Annotated in this window: 16 protein-coding genes; 8 read left to right on the plus strand and 8 right to left on the minus strand. The window is 42.9% G+C overall.

Translation table 11 applies throughout. The features are described from left to right. Positions 1–137: 137 nt before the first annotated feature. The 5 genes from ACFQZI_RS02685 to ACFQZI_RS02705 all read left to right on the plus strand — a co-directional run bounded on the left by ACFQZI_RS02685 (position 138) and on the right by ACFQZI_RS02705 (position 5,676). On the plus strand, positions 138–1,130 hold the full coding sequence (locus tag ACFQZI_RS02685; protein ID WP_129876212.1) for a DNA-directed RNA polymerase subunit alpha: 993 nt from the start codon (positions 138–140) through the stop codon (positions 1,128–1,130). 192 nt (positions 1,131–1,322) lie between these two features. Beyond that, positions 1,323–1,877 (plus strand): 50S ribosomal protein L17, encoded by a 555-nt coding sequence (gene rplQ / locus ACFQZI_RS02690; protein ID WP_377138089.1) that lies wholly within the window; start codon positions 1,323–1,325, stop codon positions 1,875–1,877. A 139-nt stretch (positions 1,878–2,016) separates the two neighbouring features. After that, positions 2,017–3,753, plus strand: a complete 1,737-nt coding sequence (locus tag ACFQZI_RS02695) for a thiamine pyrophosphate-dependent enzyme (protein WP_377138091.1) — start codon at positions 2,017–2,019, stop codon at positions 3,751–3,753. A gap of 4 nt (positions 3,754–3,757) precedes the next feature. Next, positions 3,758–4,423, plus strand: a complete 666-nt coding sequence (locus tag ACFQZI_RS02700) for a phosphatase PAP2 family protein (RefSeq protein ID WP_377138093.1) — start codon at positions 3,758–3,760, stop codon at positions 4,421–4,423. 62 nt (positions 4,424–4,485) lie between these two features. Then, a complete protein-coding gene (locus tag ACFQZI_RS02705) occupies positions 4,486–5,676 on the plus strand; it encodes a DUF1624 domain-containing protein (RefSeq protein ID WP_377138095.1) in 1,191 nt (396 codons plus the stop codon). A 6-nt stretch (positions 5,677–5,682) separates the two neighbouring features. On the opposite strand, the gene trxA is transcribed toward ACFQZI_RS02705, so the two are convergent. The 8 genes from trxA to ACFQZI_RS02745 all read right to left on the minus strand — a co-directional run bounded on the left by trxA (position 5,683) and on the right by ACFQZI_RS02745 (position 12,734). After that, complete coding sequence (trxA, locus tag ACFQZI_RS02710) at positions 5,683–5,982, minus strand: thioredoxin (protein WP_377138097.1); 300 nt, start codon at positions 5,980–5,982, stop codon at positions 5,683–5,685. A gap of 80 nt (positions 5,983–6,062) precedes the next feature. Next, positions 6,063–6,896, minus strand: coding sequence for an alpha/beta hydrolase (locus ACFQZI_RS02715; protein ID WP_377138099.1), 834 nt, complete (start codon positions 6,894–6,896; stop codon positions 6,063–6,065). 119 nt (positions 6,897–7,015) lie between these two features. Next, on the minus strand, positions 7,016–8,014 hold the full coding sequence (locus ACFQZI_RS02720; protein ID WP_377138101.1) for an MBL fold metallo-hydrolase: 999 nt from the start codon (positions 8,012–8,014) through the stop codon (positions 7,016–7,018). 63 nt (positions 8,015–8,077) lie between these two features. Continuing rightward, a complete protein-coding gene (locus tag ACFQZI_RS02725) occupies positions 8,078–8,908 on the minus strand; it encodes an alpha/beta hydrolase family protein (protein WP_377138103.1) in 831 nt (276 codons plus the stop codon). A 92-nt stretch (positions 8,909–9,000) separates the two neighbouring features. Next, the gene (locus ACFQZI_RS02730; RefSeq protein ID WP_377138105.1) at positions 9,001–10,155 is read right to left on the minus strand and encodes an MFS transporter; all 1,155 of its coding nucleotides are present in this window, start codon (positions 10,153–10,155) and stop codon (positions 9,001–9,003) included. A gap of 61 nt (positions 10,156–10,216) precedes the next feature. After that, entirely contained in the window at positions 10,217–10,495 is a 279-nt protein-coding gene (locus ACFQZI_RS02735; protein ID WP_377138107.1) for an ArsR/SmtB family transcription factor, read from the minus strand. Between the two features lie 104 nt (positions 10,496–10,599). After that, on the minus strand, positions 10,600–12,126 hold the full coding sequence (locus ACFQZI_RS02740; RefSeq protein WP_377138109.1) for a carbon-nitrogen hydrolase family protein: 1,527 nt from the start codon (positions 12,124–12,126) through the stop codon (positions 10,600–10,602). A gap of 107 nt (positions 12,127–12,233) precedes the next feature. Next, positions 12,234–12,734, minus strand: a complete 501-nt coding sequence (locus tag ACFQZI_RS02745; RefSeq protein ID WP_377138111.1) for a DoxX family protein — start codon at positions 12,732–12,734, stop codon at positions 12,234–12,236. Between the two features lie 38 nt (positions 12,735–12,772). Here ACFQZI_RS02745 and hemA point away from each other — a divergent pair, with 38 nt between their 5' ends. From hemA to hemC, 3 genes are all read left to right on the plus strand, one after another. Continuing rightward, positions 12,773–13,999 (plus strand): glutamyl-tRNA reductase, encoded by a 1,227-nt coding sequence (gene hemA / locus ACFQZI_RS02750; protein WP_377138113.1) that lies wholly within the window; start codon positions 12,773–12,775, stop codon positions 13,997–13,999. After that, entirely contained in the window at positions 13,999–14,457 is a 459-nt protein-coding gene (locus ACFQZI_RS02755) for a hypothetical protein (protein WP_377138115.1), read from the plus strand. The genes hemA and ACFQZI_RS02755 overlap by 1 nt, the downstream gene beginning before the upstream one ends. Positions 14,458–14,548: 91 nt before the next feature. Further along, the gene (hemC, locus tag ACFQZI_RS02760) at positions 14,549–16,123 is read left to right on the plus strand and encodes a hydroxymethylbilane synthase (RefSeq protein WP_377138117.1); all 1,575 of its coding nucleotides are present in this window, start codon (positions 14,549–14,551) and stop codon (positions 16,121–16,123) included. Positions 16,124–16,189: the final 66 nt, after the last annotated feature.

Below are 16,189 nucleotides of genomic sequence, written 5' to 3' on the forward strand. Positions count from 1 at the left end.
AAGTCTCATTTCTGGTTTCAGGTCACAATAAAAATAAGTAAAGGATTTAAGAGAGAGAAAGGTAACGGGCAAGGTCTCATATCTCACGTCTCATATCTCAAATCTATAATCAAGTTAACAATAAACAAAAGATATAAATGGCAATTTTAGCATTTCAAAAACCAGACAAGGTTATCATGCAGAAATCAAATGATTTTGATGGCACGTTTGAGTTTCGTCCGTTAGAACCAGGCTTCGGTGTAACCATTGGTAATGCTCTGCGTCGTATCTTACTTTCTTCATTAGAAGGTTATGCTATTACTTCAGTACGTTTTTCTGGCGTGATGCATGAGTTTTCGACCATCAAAGGTGTGGTTGAAGATGTAACCGAGATAATCCTTAACCTGAAACAAGTACGTTTCAAAAAAACAGGTGAATCGGGCGATAATGAGAAAATATTTGTGATCATTAACGGCCAGGATGCTTTTTCTGCAGGCGACATTACAAAGTTTTCAAACAACTTTACCGTATTGAACCCTGATCTTGTTATTTGTAACATGGATTCATCAGTAACGCTTGAAGTTGAGCTTACTGTTGCTAAAGGCCGTGGTTACATCAGCAACGAGGAAAATAAAAACCCTGATGCTAACGTAGGTGTGATAGCTATCGACTCTATCTTTACACCTATTAAAAATGTGAAATACACTTTAGAAAACTATCGTGTTGAGCAAAAAACAGATTACGAGAAACTGATCCTTGATATCTCTACAGATGGCTCTATCCATCCGGAAGATGCATTGAAGCAAGCTGCTAAAATCCTTATCCAGCACTTCATGCTGTTCTCTGACGAGAACATGATGCTTGAGGCGCAGGCTAAAGAAGAAACTAAAGAAGTTGATGAGGAAATTTTACACATGCGTAAGATCCTTAAAACTGAATTGGTTGATCTTGACCTGTCAGTTCGCGCGCTTAACTGCTTAAAAGCTGCCGATATCCGCAGCCTTGCAGACCTGGTTTCTTACGATGTTGCTGATATGTTAAAATTCAGGAACTTTGGTAAAAAATCATTAACTGAAATTCAGGATCTGGTTAAATCAAAAGGTTTATCTTTTGGTATGAACTTGTCTAAATTTAAATTAGACGAAGAATAATATTAGAATGGTGATTAGAGAGTAGAGATTAGGTCTCATGCTTTTAATCACCATTTTTTTATAACAGACCGGAGACAACAAAGTGACTAATCTCTGATCGCTAATTAACCAGTCACTAAACATCGCGTAATTCCGCGGGCTTGACGATAAAACGCCGCCCAACGGTATGCACGTGCCACAACAAAAAACATAATGAGACACGGAAAAAAAGTTAATCACTTAGGCCGCACAGACAGCCACCGCAAAGCAATGATGGCTAACATGGCTTCATCATTGATCCAACACAAACGTATTACTACTACTTTAGCTAAAGCGAAAGCTTTGCGTGTGTATGTTGAGCCTTTGTTAACAAAATCAAAAAACGATACTACTCACTCTCGCCGTACAGTGTTTAGCTATTTACAAGACAAAGACACTGTGAACATCCTGTTCCGTGAAGTTGCTGAGAAAATTGCTAACCGCCCGGGTGGTTACACACGTATCGTTAAGTTAGAAAACCGTTTAGGTGACAACGCTGAAATGGCTATTATCGAACTGGTTGACTACAATACTGTTTACGGTAAAGAAGTTGAGGCCAAAGCTGAGAAAAAATCAACACGTCGTCGTGGTGGTGCTTCTAAAGCTAAAGCTGCTCCTGCCGAAACTGCTGCCCCTGTAGCTGAAGCTGCACCGGCTGTTGAAGAAACTCCTGCTACTGAAGCTCCTGCAGCTGACGACAAGGAAGAAAATGCTGAAAAAGGCGAATAATTAGTTATTCAACTTAAAGTATATAAAGCCTCCCGAATTTCGGGAGGCTTTTTTTGTGTTTAAATGTTTTGTAATGTTTGCCGAATTTTAAAACTCATAACTGCTAATTGGGTTTAGATAGTATATTATAAAACGTACTATGGCAAATGTAGCAGACCAAATGATTGAGATGCTGGTGAACGCCGGCATCAAAAGGATATATGCAGTAACAGGAGATAGCTTAAACGAGGTAAATGATGCCGTAAGGCGCGAAGGCAGCATCCAGTGGGTACATGTAAGGCATGAAGAGGCGGGGGCGTATGCCGCCGGTGCCGAAGCTCAACTTACAGGCAACCTTGCATGTTGCGCCGGTAGCAGCGGGCCGGGCCATGTACACTTAATAAATGGTTTATATGACGCCCACCGCTCCGGCGCCCCGGTTATTGCTATAGCATCTACCATATCTAGTTTTGAATACGGTACCGAATACTTTCAGGAAACCAATACCATAAAACTATTTGATGATTGCAGCCATTATAACCAGGTAGCTACTACCCCCAAACAGTTCCCGCGGATGTTGCAGGGTGGGATACAGGCAGCATTGCACCGCAAAGGGGTAGCTGTAATTGGTGTGCCTGGCGATTTGACAAGTATGGATGCCGAAGACATTACCACATCTACCCAAAACTTTGATCCGGTTGCGGTAACCCGCCCGAACGACGAAGATATAGCCAGGCTCGCGGCTTTGGTAAATCAGCATAAAAAAATTACCATTTTTTGTGGCATAGGGGCCGCCGACGCGCATAACGAAGTAGTTGCCTTATCTCAAAAACTTAATGCGCCGGTGGCCTACTCTTTCCGCTCTAAAATGGATATCCAATACGATAATCCTAACGAGGTAGGGATGACAGGTCTGCTTGGCCTTCCGTCTGCTTATCATAGTATGAATGAAAGCGATTTGCTGATACTTTTAGGCACCGATTTCCCTTACACTCCATTTATGCCTACCGATTGCAAAATTGTACAGGTAGACATCAAACCCGAGCGCATTGGCCGTCGCGCTAAAGTAGACGTTGGCTTAAGCGGTTCTGTTAAAGATACTTTAGAAGCATTATTACCCCACGTTGAGCAGCACCGGGATGATAGCTTCCTGAAAGCGCAACTGGAGTTTTACGGCCATGTTAAGGAGAACATGAAGATCTATGTAAAAGATACCGGCAAAAAAGAGAATATCCATCCCGAATATATAGCCACTTTAATTGATGAACTGGCAACAGACGATGCAATTTTTACAGTAGATACGGGGATGTCATGCGTATGGGGGGCAAGGTACATTAATGCTACGGGCAAGCGTAAAATGATAGGCTCTTTTAATCATGGGTCTATGGCTAATGCGATGCCACAGGCAATAGGCGCTGCATTGGCTTTCACGGGCCGGCAGGTTGTTGCTTTATGTGGCGATGGTGGCCTTTCGATGTTAATGGGCGACCTGGCTACCATTACACAATATAACCTGCCCATTAAAATAATTGTATTTAACAACCGCTCGTTAGGAATGGTTAAGCTGGAGATGGAAGTTGCCGGTCTGCCCGATTGGCAAACAGAAATGCACAACCCTGATTTTGCCATGGTTGCCAAAGCAATGGGTATAAAAGGTATCACAATTAAAGACCCCGACGAAGCAAGGCAGGCCTTAATTGAGGGTTTGATATATAAAGGCCCGGCTTTAATAAATATCTTTACCGATCCTAATGCGTTGGCCATGCCGCCAAAGGTAGAATTAGGGCAAGTAAAAGGCATGGCATTATCCATGACCAAACTCATGCTAAACGGCCGTATGGATGAGGTGATAGATACCATCAAAGCCAACTATAAACATTTAAAGGACCTTATATAAATTAATGAATATACGCAGGCGGCATATATTGCTATTGGTTATCGCCCTTATCACAGTTGGGTTTATAAGCCTTTCGTTTCTGGTGGCCCTATATCCATCAATGCCTATAGATCTTAAGGTTTCGCAAGAGATACAGGAGCATCAAAATGGCTTTATTGATGGGCTGATGTATTTTATAAGCACACCCGGCTATATGCCAGAGTCGGTAATTATTGTGGCTACCACCAGCCTGTTGCTTTTCCTGTTCAAATATAAAAAGGCGGCTTTATTTACGCTGATAACAGGTGCGGCCGGTTTGGTAAGCACCATTGTAAAAGCACTGGTTAACCGGCCGCGACCATCCAAAGACCTGGTGAGGATATTTAAGGAAACAGCCCAACAGAGCTTCCCCAGCGGGCATGTACTGTTTTATGTAGTATATTTTGGCTTTATGGTGCTGCTGATGCTGCAATTAGAAAGAATACCTAAGTGGTTAAAGTTTACCGTTATCCCCATAAGCCTGTTCTTTATTTTCGGCATTCCCATCTCACGAATTTATTTAGGCGCCCACTGGTTTACCGATGTTTTGGGCGGCTTTTTATTAGGGTTGCCATGCTTATACCTGGTAGCATGGTTATATTTGCGTAAGCCAGCCAATAAACAGGAAGCCCCTGTTGCCGAAACCAAATAACTATTTTTATTTAGGTAGATAATAAGTAATTTCAGGGGATTAAAAACCTGATAATTACCACAATGCCTGCAAATGCCGCAACAAAACAAAGAATACAGTCGATAGATATTTTACGTGGAATAATTATGCTGATCATGGCACTTGACCATGTGCGCGAATATTTTCACATTAGTGCCATTACAAGTGACCCTACCAATCTGGCTACAACAACCCCGTTGCTTTTCTTTACCAGGTGGGTAACACATTATTGCGCCCCAACATTTGTTTTCCTGAGCGGATTATCAGCTTACCTTGCGGGTACACGACGCACCAAAAGCGAATTAAGCGGTTTTTTGATAAAGCGCGGCTTGTGGCTCATCTTTGTTGAGTTAGCCGTTATTTCACTGGCCCTAACACTCGATCCGCTTTACCACGGCTTTGCTTTACAGGTTATTTGGGCCATTGGCGTAAGCATGGTGTTACTTGGGCTGTTGGTACGGCTGCCATTGCGTTTGATTGGAGCTTTGGGTATCCTCATAATTGTTGGGCATAATTTGTTAGATAACATCAGTCTTGCACCAAATAGTCCCGGTGATGTATTGATGAAGCTTTTTCTTACCTCGCGCGGCGCGTTGGTTTTCCTGGATAAAACCCACATAGTATTCATATTGTACGCCGTACTACCCTGGGCGGGCGTGATGTTTTTAGGGTATGCGTTTGGGAGCATATATCAATTGAAGTTTACGCCTCCCAAAAGGAAAACAATGCTTACCTATTGCTCAACGTTGATGTTTATAGCCTTTGTGGTATTACGGCTGATTAATGTTTACGGCGACCAGTCGCCATGGGCGGTGAATAACTCAAATGTTTATACTGTAATGTCATTCCTTAATGTGAGCAAGTACCCGCCGTCACTTGATTATTGTTTGCTGACCCTATCTGCGGCGTTAATAATTTTAGCCCTCACAGAAGAGGCAACAGGCAAGTTGGCGGCTTTCTTTAAAGTGTACGGCAGTGTGCCCTTCTTTTATTACGTTTGCCACTTTTACCTCATCAGGACGTTATCTATAGTTGTATTTTTCCTTCAGGGATACAACACTTCGCAAATTATAACCCCAAATGTTCCGTTCCTGTTTGTGCCGCCGGGCTTTGGCTTTAGCATAGGGGGGGTGTACTTGTTGTGGTTAGCAATTATACTTGCCTTATATTATCCATGCAAATGGTTCTCCAAATACAAGCAAACACACGCGCAGTGGTGGCTAAGCTACTTATAAAGCCAATTACTTAATATATTGCCGGATAACCTGCTGCAGCTGGTTTGCCTGCATAACACCGCTTTGGCGCCATTTGCTTTCTCCATTCTGGAAGATCATCAAAGTAGGTACACTTTGCACCCGGTATGCGTTAGCTGCCGCGGGGTTTTTGTCGATGTCTATCTTGATGATGGTTACTTTATCGCCAAGAGCGTCTTTAACCTGCTTTAATATGGGCGGCATCATTTTACATGGGCCGCACCACTCTGCAGCAAAATCTACCAATACAGGTTTTTCTGAAGCTATAATATCCTGGAAGTTTGCCATCGGTTTATCTCCTTTATACTTTTAATAATAACGTTAAATATGACAATACGTTTTTTAAAGATGGTATTCCTATTGCAACATTAATGCAAAACCTTTTTGTGTTCAGGTTGCAAAATATTACTGTCTTCCAGCCAGTCGGCAAGGCGTTGCGGCCAGTTGTTGATTGATTTTAACCTGCGATTAGTGCCCATATTAAAGGCATGGTTACCACGGGCATACATATGCATTTCTACAGGTACCTTAGCCTCGCGATAGCGTTGTAATAATTGGATGAGTGGCAACGAGCAGCAGGCGTCGTCATTTGCGGCAATCAAAAAGGCTGGAGGGGCTTCTGCCGTTATCTTTTCGGGCACAAACCCCGGCCCGGGATATACCTGTACAATAAAGTTGGGTTTAGCGTTTACGCGGTCAATTGGGTCGGCAGCTTTTGGGTCGCCCTGCCAGCCGCTAAAAGCAACCATATCCACAACCTCGCCGCCTGCCGAAAAGCCCATCATACCTATACGGTTGGTATCGATATTAAACTCTGCCGCCCGGCTCCTAACTAAACGCATGGCACGGTATGCATCCTGTTTTGGATGGATGTCTACCTTGTATGGCGAAAGGCTATCCTTGCCTAAACGGTACTTTAAAATAAAAACAGTTATTCCCAGTTCGTTGTAAAACTTCGCGGGTGCAACACCTTCCGAATTATATACCAGTAAACGATGCCCTCCACCCGGACATATAATTACGGCGGCTCCGTTTGTCTTATCAGCAGGTGGCATATAAACTGTAAGCGATGGATTATGTATATTTTTTACCCAGTAGTCTTTAGCCTGCTCAGGTTCATTCCGGCGGTTCTCAAACCCCGGCGCTCCTTTAGCCCAAAGCGGTATAACCGTTTGCGCCTGTGATGCAAAACTGCACAGCATAAGTAAAAACAGAACTTTATAAAGAGATAGCATGCTATTCATATAAGTAAATTTACATCATTTAAAGCATCAAAAGTAAAAACGTTAGTTCCTATCTTTATTCCTGATTTTTATCTCTCCTAAATACTCATAAAAGCCTTCCACCAGTTTGAATTATACGCGCCGTTTACTTCAGTAGGCTTTCCGGGCTGGGGCATAAATAACTTTATATTTTTTTCTTCGCCGTATTTTACCAACCGTTCGCCCGGCTCGTACCAGGCATGTGGTGCAAGGTTAAAAGTGGCCCAGTGTAATGGCATCATTAATTTACCCTTAAGGGCAAGGTGTGCGTTGGTTGCATTATCCGGCCCCATATGAATATCCGGCCAGTATTTGCCGTAAGCGCCAATCTCCAGCATCGTAAGATCGAATGGGCCAAAAGCCTCACCAATTTCCGCGAAGCCGGGGAACCAGCCCGAATCGGCACCAAAGTAAATATTATGTTGCGGGCCCTTTATCACAAAAGATGCCCAAAGGGTTTCCATCCGGTTAAATATACCGCGTCCCGAAAAGTGCCTTGATGGTGTAGCCGTGATACTACAATCGCCAATCAGCACGCTATCGCCCCAGTCAACCTCGTGGATATAGTTTTTTAGGATACCCCAATCTTCCAGGTATTTACAAACGCCCATTGGTGTAATGAACTGAATAGGTTTCCCGGCAAAAAACTTGATAGTTGCTTTATCAAGGTGATCGTAATGATCATGCGATACAATAACAACGTCTAATGGGGGCAGATCATCTAATGCAATTGGTGGCTGAAAAAACCTTTTAGGCCCAAAGGCTTGTGAGAATGATACACGCTGGCTCCAAACCGGGTCGGTAAGGATACGGATGCCGTCGACCTCAATCAGCAAGCTGCTGTGCCCAACCCAGGTTACCCTTAAGCCGCCAGCAGATGGCGTGTTATAGATGGATGTATCCGTTTTAGGGACGGTGATAGGTATTTTAGGGACGTTCTCGGCTTTGTTATTGATATACTCCAGCAATATCGGTATCATAACACCCATACTTGCCTCTTTGGTAGGTATGGGGTTTAGAAATTTCCGCCCCTCTTTTTTTGCTCCCGCTATACTCATAAGCAATTATAAAACTTGTGCTGCTAATTAAACAATGTTATGTGGAAAGATCGCTATTAACAATTATACCTTAAAAAAATTAATGGCTGCATTGCAAAAGGCTAATAGCTGCGCAGGCAATTCGGTAAATGTGTAGGGCTCGGTAGCGTTAAAAGTGTGGTCGGCAGTAGGTATAACCACAAGGCTTGCAACGGGCTGCGCTTTATGCAGTAATTGAGCGTGACTTAAAGGTACGCTTGTATCAGCATCACCATGTACAATTAACCAGGGTTGCGTTATTTCCGAAGCCCTGAGCTGGATATCTAAACGTGCGGGGTTGTCGTCCAGATCTTTTAACAGCGATGATTTATAAGGCATGTTTTGACCGGTGCGCGCGTTTTTCATATACATAATGCCTTGCAGCCGCCATTGTTTTTCGGCATCTTTTGGCCATAGGTTATAAAAGCTTGATATAGCCGCCATGGTAACCAGCTTGGCTATACGTTTATCCTCAGCAGTTTTAACAATACTGATGCCGCCCCCAAGGCTGTGGCCAATCAAGTATACATGCTTTACCCTTGGAATAGCTGAGCCCCCGCAGGCAAAATCAATAACCGATCTCAGGTCATCCAGCTCAATGGTAAATGTGTTATCGCTAAAGGCTATCAGGTCGGCAAATTCGGTTAACCTCTCGGCCGTAGTACCATTATGAGAAAAATTAAATTTTAAGAAACGAAAGCCATTTTCAGCAAAATATTGAGCGACCAAATTATGCGCCCCCCAATCCTTAAACCCACGGATGCCATGGGCAAAGATCACGAGCGGGCCGTATTGGTGTTTTGTGCTGTATGTTATATCGGCTGTCATCCCGCGGCCCTTTGCGCCGGGAATGGTATAATGTTGCTTAACAATCATAGGCCGAAAATTACAGTTTTTGCGGCGAATGTAATAACCCTAAAGTAATGCATCTTATACCTAATATGGTACGCGTTACTTTAAGTGAAATATTAAAGGCCGCTAACCGCTGGTACAGACTTATACTTTTTAACATCGATAAAGCTTAAACCGTATGCTACTAATAATAACGGTACCGACATCCAGATAATTTCATGAATGCCAAATTTAGTAATTACAAAACCGCCCAGGAATGCACCTATAGATATACCTACATTATAACATGACGTTAGCAGGCTGTTTACAAATTCTAAAGAACTGTGCGGTACACTTTGGGTTGTACGGATGTTGGGCACTAAAAACCCGCCGGTATGTATTAACCCCCAAAAGGAAACGATAATAACCATCGGTATAAATATGCTTCCGAAATAATAGGCTAATACCTGGACTGCTATAAGCAATATAAAAAATGCCCGGCTGGCCAGTATTACGTTTTTGCCCAGGGCCATACCTGTTAGCCAATTACCGGCTATACCCATAGTGCCAAACAAAAGCAGCATCATACTAATTTCGGCCACATTCATGCGCGTAATTTTTTCGAGATAGGCAGCCAGGTAGCTATAGCTCGAGAACATGGCAGAGAGTGTAAGGATAGTTGAAAACAGGTTAAGCCATAGTTTAGGATCTTTTAACACATATAAATGGCTTTCTGCCACCTTTTCTTTATTACCCGGCATGGAAGGTACAAATAGCAACAATCCTAAAAAGGCAATAAAGCTAATAAGGCTTGTAAGAAAAAAGGATGCCTGCCATGTATGAAAGAAATCGGCAGCGTAGGTGGTTAGCGGAATGCCTAATACCGTAGCAATGCTTAGGCCCGTCATTACTACTGAAACGGCTTTAGCGCCACCCTGTTTAAACGCCACGGCTATAGAGATATTCCAGAATAAAGGGTGAAAGAATGCCGGTAGAACCCTGGCAATCATAAGCATAGTAAAACTGGTTGAAAAAGCCGACAGGAGGTTGGATAGTATAAATACACCTAACACCATGCAAAGCAAGAACTTGCGGTTTATTTTGGAGGTTAGCGCGGTTATAAATGGCGAAGAAATAGCAACAGTTAATGCGAAAGCACTTAGCAGCCACCCCGCGGTATCTAATGATACCCTAAACTCCCGGCTAATGGTGGGTAAAATACCAATCACACCAAACTCGGTAGTGATAATACCAAAAGCGCCCAGTGCCAATATATAGATAGATCTTTGCATTAATTCAAATATTTAAATGTTTCGATATGTAAGTGGTGGTTATTGGTTTTTGAGTAAATGGCTACTGATCTTTCAGATCATTTAAACATTCGATATACTCGTTAAGTACCTGCTGATTTAAGACATATTTGAGATTGCGGCCTTCTTTTTGAGGTAATAGCAGTTCTGCATCTACTAATTGTTTCAAATGGTGCGAAACCGAAGGCTGCGTAAGATCAAGCAGGTCGTTCACCTCGGCGCAATAAAGGCAATCCTTCTTTTTTTTAAATTCCTGTAAAATAGCTATCCGGCTGGTGTCGCTCAGTGCACGGGATATTTTCTCTATTTTTTTATTATCCATTGTTTTGGGTGATCATTTTATAGATGACCAACCGGGACTGCAAACATAAATAGTATTATTGATATATAGAAATGTATCTATGTGTTTTGTTTTCGGTAAGTTTGTTAAACCTTCTTCCCGTTGAAAGTAATTCCATACAGATCCGTCCGCCTGTCTTTTAAATTTTGTACGCTACCATACTCATGCAGGGCGCTTAGCACCGAAAGGTCTACGTCCGCTATCACGATCATCTCACTGTTTGGCGTCGCTTCAGATTGAATGCCATTGGTAGGGAAACCAAAATCTGAAGGGGTGAACACAGCAGATTGCGCGTAAGAAATATCCATATTGTTTACGTTTGGCAAGTTACCTACACAACCGGCGATGGCCACATAACATTCATTTTCTACCGCGCGGGCCTGGGCGCAAAATTTAACCCGGTTGTAGCCGTTTTGGGTATCAGTAAGGAACGGTACAAACAATATCTGCATATCCTGGCTGGCAAGTATGCGCGAAAGCTCGGGAAACTCCACATCGTAACAAATTAAGATTCCAATCCGGCCCGCATCAGTCTCAAATACTTTTAGCTCGCTGCCGCCACGCATCCCCCACGAACTGATCTCGGAAGGGGTGGGGTGTAGCTTTACGCTTTCTTCCATACTGCCGTTACGCCTGAACAGGTATGATACATTATACAACGAATCATCCTTTATGCAGGGCATACTGCCCGATATGATATTAACATTGTAGGATACCGCCAGTTTAGAGAAGGCTTCGGTAATAGGCCCGGTTGACTTAGCCAGTTCGCGCATGGCTTTGGCTGCATCCATATGGTTATATTCTGCCATTAGCGGCGTATTAAATAACTCCGGGAACAAAATAAAATCAGACTGGTAGTCGCTTACCGCATCCACAAAGTACTCGGCGTGTTTCATCAACTCGCTTATGTTGTTGTAGGGCCGCATTTGCCATTGCACCAGACCTATGCGTACAACAGTTTTTTGGTTTATTACAGAGCTTATCTCTTCGTAATAAACATTGTTCCATTCTATAAGCGTGGCAAAGCCTTTAGAGCGGGCATCCTCAGGCAGGTAATTGCGTAAGATCTTACGTACGTGGAAATCATTTGATAACTGGAACGACAACGTTGGGTCGAAGATCTCCTTATATTTTACCTTGTCTATATATTGGCGGGGTGTAAGTTCATTTTGATATTTCTGATAATTTGGGATGCGTCCGCCTGCGATGATGCTCTTGAGGTTTAATTTTTCGCAAAGGGCCTTGCGCGCCTCATACAAACGGCGGGCTAAACGTAAGCCACGGTATTTGGGGTGTACAAATATTTCAATACCGTATAGAACATCGCCCTTATCGGTGTGGGTTTTAAAACTACCGCCTCCGGTAATTTGCTTATAGGTATGGTTATCGCCAAACTTGGCATAATCAACAATGATGGACAGGGCGCAGCCTACTACCTCGCCGTTAACGGTAACACAAACCTGCCCCTCGGGAAATAGCTTTAGTAGCTTTTTAATAGAAGCCATATCCCAATGGTCTTCGTCCATATCCAGGTAAGCCGATTTCATCGACTTTTTAAGTTCCTGGTAATCCTGTACCTCCAGGGTACGCAGTTCGATACTTTGCAGATCCATTTTCCTGTAACGGAGATGGGCGGGGAATGTTTGGTTTAAGTCTGAAGTCGTGAGTATGAAATTTTAAGAAACTATTGGACTTTTGACTTCAGACTTAGTATTTTAGACTATTCCCTATGCCACCAAGCCCATAACATGAGTAGCGGTTGCAATAATAAGCGTGCCCAGGCAATTGCAGGTGTAACCATTAAAGTACCGATTTTTATTGGAGATTGTTGAAGCATTGTAATATGTACCGGTAAAAAGGCGATAAGCATGAATATTATGCTATACGAAGCAACCTTGCGCGTTGGCCGCCGTATCAACATTACTGCAAACGCAATTTCCAGAAAACCTGCCACGTAATTTAACACAGCGGGCGCGGGTAGATAAGATGGAATGATGCTGATGTATCCCTGCGGATGGATAAAATGATTTGCCCCGGCAGCAAGGTAACTAAGTACTAAAATGGAGAGGCTAATGTTTTTAAAAATTCGCATTTTTAATTGTTCAATCGATTGATTAATAAAGAATATTGTAAAAATATGGCTTTTTATTGATAAAAACGCATTATTTATAATCATTCTAAATGCGTCTGTATGACAAATAATTGACACTGCATCTAACAAGGTGTATTACTTTTGTTGGGTCAAAATATAAAACTGGTTTGAAGTATTTAAAAGTTATAGCTTTTACACATAAACACATTGAGCTGAAGGAATTGGGTAAACTGGTGTTATGCCAGGAAAACACAGCCGATAAGCTCCATGCGGTTAAAGAACATTTTGGCATCGACGAGATATTTTATTTATCAACCTGTAACAGGGTTGAGTTTGTGTTATCAACTCAACATAAGGTTGACAGGGAATTTGCAGAGGCGTTTTTAACCGAAATGCAAATGGGCCTTTGTACACACTCTACCGCTACTTTCCTGGATGCTGCTTCTATTTACGAAGGCCAGGAAGCTATGAACCACCTTTTACGCACTTCATGCTCGTTAGAAAGCCTTATAGTCGGCGAAAAGGAAATTTTGGCGCAATTGCGTAAAGCTTACGAAGATTGCCGCGAAGCGGGCCTTACAGGCGATAAATTACGTGTTACTATGGAGTGCGTAGTTAAAACGGCTAAAGAGGTTTACACCTACACCAATATTTCAAAAAACCCAATTTCGGTAGTGTCACTGGCTTATCGTAAATTAAAAGACCTGAAGCTTTGCGGTAATGCCCGTATCCTTATTATTGGTGCCGGCGAAACCAACCGCAATATTTCTAAATATCTTCAAAAACATAAATTCTCAAACTTTTCGGTATTTAACCGCACGCTTTCAAAAGCCCGGCAATTGGCTGATGACTTAGGCGGCCGGGCTTACGAGCTTCACGAGCTGAAGGATTTTAAAGGCGGCTTTGATGCCATTATTACCTGTACCTCTGCAGTTGAGCCTATTCTTACAACGGAGATCTATACCTCGCTCTTAAACGGCGACACTGATAAGAAAACTATTGTAGATCTGGCCATCCCTAACGATACCGCGCCGGAAGTACTGGAGCAATTTGATGTGAACTTTATTGAGGTACACAGCCTTAACGAAATAGCCAAGAAAAACTTGCAGGAACGTTACCACGAACTGGTACATGCCGAAGCTATTATTGAACAAAATATTTCCGAGCATTTGGTGATGCTTAAGCAGCGTAAAATTGAGCTTGCGATGCGCCAGGTGCCCGAAAAGATCAAAGAGATCCGCAATAACGCGGTAAACACGGTATTTGCCGATGAGGTACAAAGCCTTGACAAAGAATCGCGCGAGATACTGGAGAAAGTGATCAACTACATGGAGAAAAAATATATCAGCGTCCCCATGATCATGGCGAAGGATATATTGATCAATAATAACTAATGCCCGACTCGTCTGTAGTTGGGGGTTTCTCGCCTGAGAAAACAGTAATTTATAACTCTAAAGCAAAAGGCGTATTTCTTGTTATACTGCTATTATTGTGGCTTTGGGTAGGCATTTTTCTATATATCCACAATTTTAAAATTCCCGGTTTCATTTTAACCCTGCTTACAATAATTGGTGTTATTGCCTCCAGATCTTTATTCGATCGAAAGCCACAGGTAATTATAAGTGACAGGGGTATATTTATAGTGAAAGATGGGTTTTATCCATGGGAGAAAATCAAAAACGAGAAAGTGATCAGAGTTGGTGAGGGGAGGCAAAGCAAGTATGTCCTTTATTACCACCATGCATTGGGAACAGTTAAACTGGATATTAGCTTGTTCAATATCAAGCCCCAAGCTTTGCAGCAGCTTTTAGAACGTTACAGACATCAATACGCCATTAGAACTTCAGCGTAGACTTATAATAGTCAGCCCACAATCATATCCTTAATTAATACTATATTACTGTACATAAAAAATTAAATTTGTGCTGTAAAAATTTATCCCCTTGGACAGAACAGTAATAATAGGAACGCGTGGCAGCGAATTAGCTTTATGGCAAGCCAACTTTGTAAAAGATAGCCTGGCCGCTATAAACATTACCGCCGAACTTAAAATTATAAAAACACAGGGCGACCGTATCCTTAACCTTAGCTTTGATAAGCTGGAAGGTAAAGGATTTTTCACTAAAGAATTAGAAGAAGAATTGTTGGCAGGCACTATAGATATTGCCGTGCATTCGCACAAGGACCTGCCGACTGAAAACCCTCCGGGACTCATTATCGCAGCAGTTTCAGAACGGGAAGACCCGGCTGAACTGTTGTTGATCTTGAAAGACGTGGTTGATGTGCGCCAGAAGCTATCTGTTAAATTTGGTGGTTTGGTGGGCACATCATCAAACAGGCGCAAAGCGCAATTGCTGGCCATACGCCCCGACCTGGAGATAGATGAACTGCGTGGCAACGTGCCTACCCGCATAGGCAAATTGCGCGATGAAAAGTATGACGCCATTATGCTTGCCAAGGCCGGCGTTACCCGTCTGGGTATCGACCTGAGCGAATTTCACGTAGAGGAACTTACCGCTACCGAATTTATACCCGCACCTGCACAGGGTGCTTTAGCTATTCAGATTCGCGAGAGCAATACTGAATTATACGAAGTACTGCAGGCTTTGCATCATCCCGATGTTGCCGAAGAGCTTGGCCTGGAGCGTGGGGTATTAAAAATGTTTGGTGGTGGTTGCCATTTGCCGCTTGGTGTGTATTGCCGTAAAGATGATGGTAAATACCAGGTGTTTACTTCAAAGGCAGATGCCGGCGACCAATTCCCCGACCGTTATTTTATTGAAAGCGACACCCTTGATGGCGTTGCCGAAAAGATAGTGGACCGTTTTGCTAAGGACAGGAAATTCCCTGCTAAAGTATTTATCTCGAGGGATATCTCTGCCACAAGTTATTTCCGCAAAGCGCTGGAAAAACATAAAATAGAAATTGAAGCCCGTTCATTGATCCGCACGGTGCCGGTTATCACTAAGTTTGATTCGTACATACTTAAAAATATCGACTGGGTATTTTTTACCAGTAAAAACGCGGTTGAGTACTTCTTTAAGCTATCGCCACAGTTCCCTAAAAAAGTAAAATTTGGGGTGATGGGCGCAGGTAGCGAAGATATGCTGCGACGCAACGGGCACTTTGCCGACTTTGTTGGTGAAAGTAACGACACTGCTGATGTAGCTGCCGATTTTGCCGCATTGGCGAATGGCACAACCATTTTATTCCCGGGTGCCGATAACCCCATGAGGAGTATCCAGCAAGGCCTGTCTGCCGAAACAAAGATAATTGATCTGCCAGTTTACGAGACCGTATTAGAAGAAGAAGTAGAGCCTACAGGTGCCGATGTAGTGGTATTTACGAGCCCAAGCAACGTGGAGGCTTACTTTGCCGATAACCTGTTGGAGCCGGGGCAAAAGGTAATAGCCATAGGCAAATCAACCGGTAAAAAATTTGACGAAATGGGTGTAAAATACACCCTGCCATTCTCTCCCGATGAGGTAGGGTTGGCAGAGGCAGTGTTTGGGATATAGATGTTCATTGGTTCATTTGCTCATTGGTTTATTCATATAGCTTTATTAAGCTATGCACCAATGAAC

Source organism: Mucilaginibacter lutimaris (genome assembly GCF_042676625.1).
GTDB classification, from domain to species: Bacteria; Bacteroidota; Bacteroidia; order Sphingobacteriales; family Sphingobacteriaceae; genus Mucilaginibacter; species Mucilaginibacter lutimaris.

Bases quoted from the DNA above. Each gene is read 5' to 3' on its own strand.
- rplQ (WP_377138089.1), top strand. From the start codon at position 1,323: ATGAGACACGGAAAAAAAGTTAATCACTTAGGCCGCACAGACAGCCAC.
- ACFQZI_RS02725 (WP_377138103.1), bottom strand. From the start codon at position 8,908: ATGATTGTTAAGCAACATTATACCATTCCCGGCGCAAAGGGCCGCGGG.
- trxA (WP_377138097.1), bottom strand. From the start codon at position 5,982: ATGGCAAACTTCCAGGATATTATAGCTTCAGAAAAACCTGTATTGGTA.
- ACFQZI_RS02715 (WP_377138099.1), bottom strand. From the start codon at position 6,896: ATGCTGTGCAGTTTTGCATCACAGGCGCAAACGGTTATACCGCTTTGG.
- ACFQZI_RS02730 (WP_377138105.1), bottom strand. From the start codon at position 10,155: ATGCAAAGATCTATCTATATATTGGCACTGGGCGCTTTTGGTATTATC.
- ACFQZI_RS02685 (WP_129876212.1), top strand. From the start codon at position 138: ATGGCAATTTTAGCATTTCAAAAACCAGACAAGGTTATCATGCAGAAA.
- ACFQZI_RS02755 (WP_377138115.1), top strand. From the start codon at position 13,999: ATGCCCGACTCGTCTGTAGTTGGGGGTTTCTCGCCTGAGAAAACAGTA.
- ACFQZI_RS02695 (WP_377138091.1), top strand. From the start codon at position 2,017: ATGGCAAATGTAGCAGACCAAATGATTGAGATGCTGGTGAACGCCGGC.
- ACFQZI_RS02740 (WP_377138109.1), bottom strand. From the start codon at position 12,126: ATGGATCTGCAAAGTATCGAACTGCGTACCCTGGAGGTACAGGATTAC.
- ACFQZI_RS02720 (WP_377138101.1), bottom strand. From the start codon at position 8,014: ATGAGTATAGCGGGAGCAAAAAAAGAGGGGCGGAAATTTCTAAACCCC.
- ACFQZI_RS02700 (WP_377138093.1), top strand. From the start codon at position 3,758: ATGAATATACGCAGGCGGCATATATTGCTATTGGTTATCGCCCTTATC.
- ACFQZI_RS02735 (WP_377138107.1), bottom strand. From the start codon at position 10,495: ATGGATAATAAAAAAATAGAGAAAATATCCCGTGCACTGAGCGACACC.
- ACFQZI_RS02705 (WP_377138095.1), top strand. From the start codon at position 4,486: ATGCCTGCAAATGCCGCAACAAAACAAAGAATACAGTCGATAGATATT.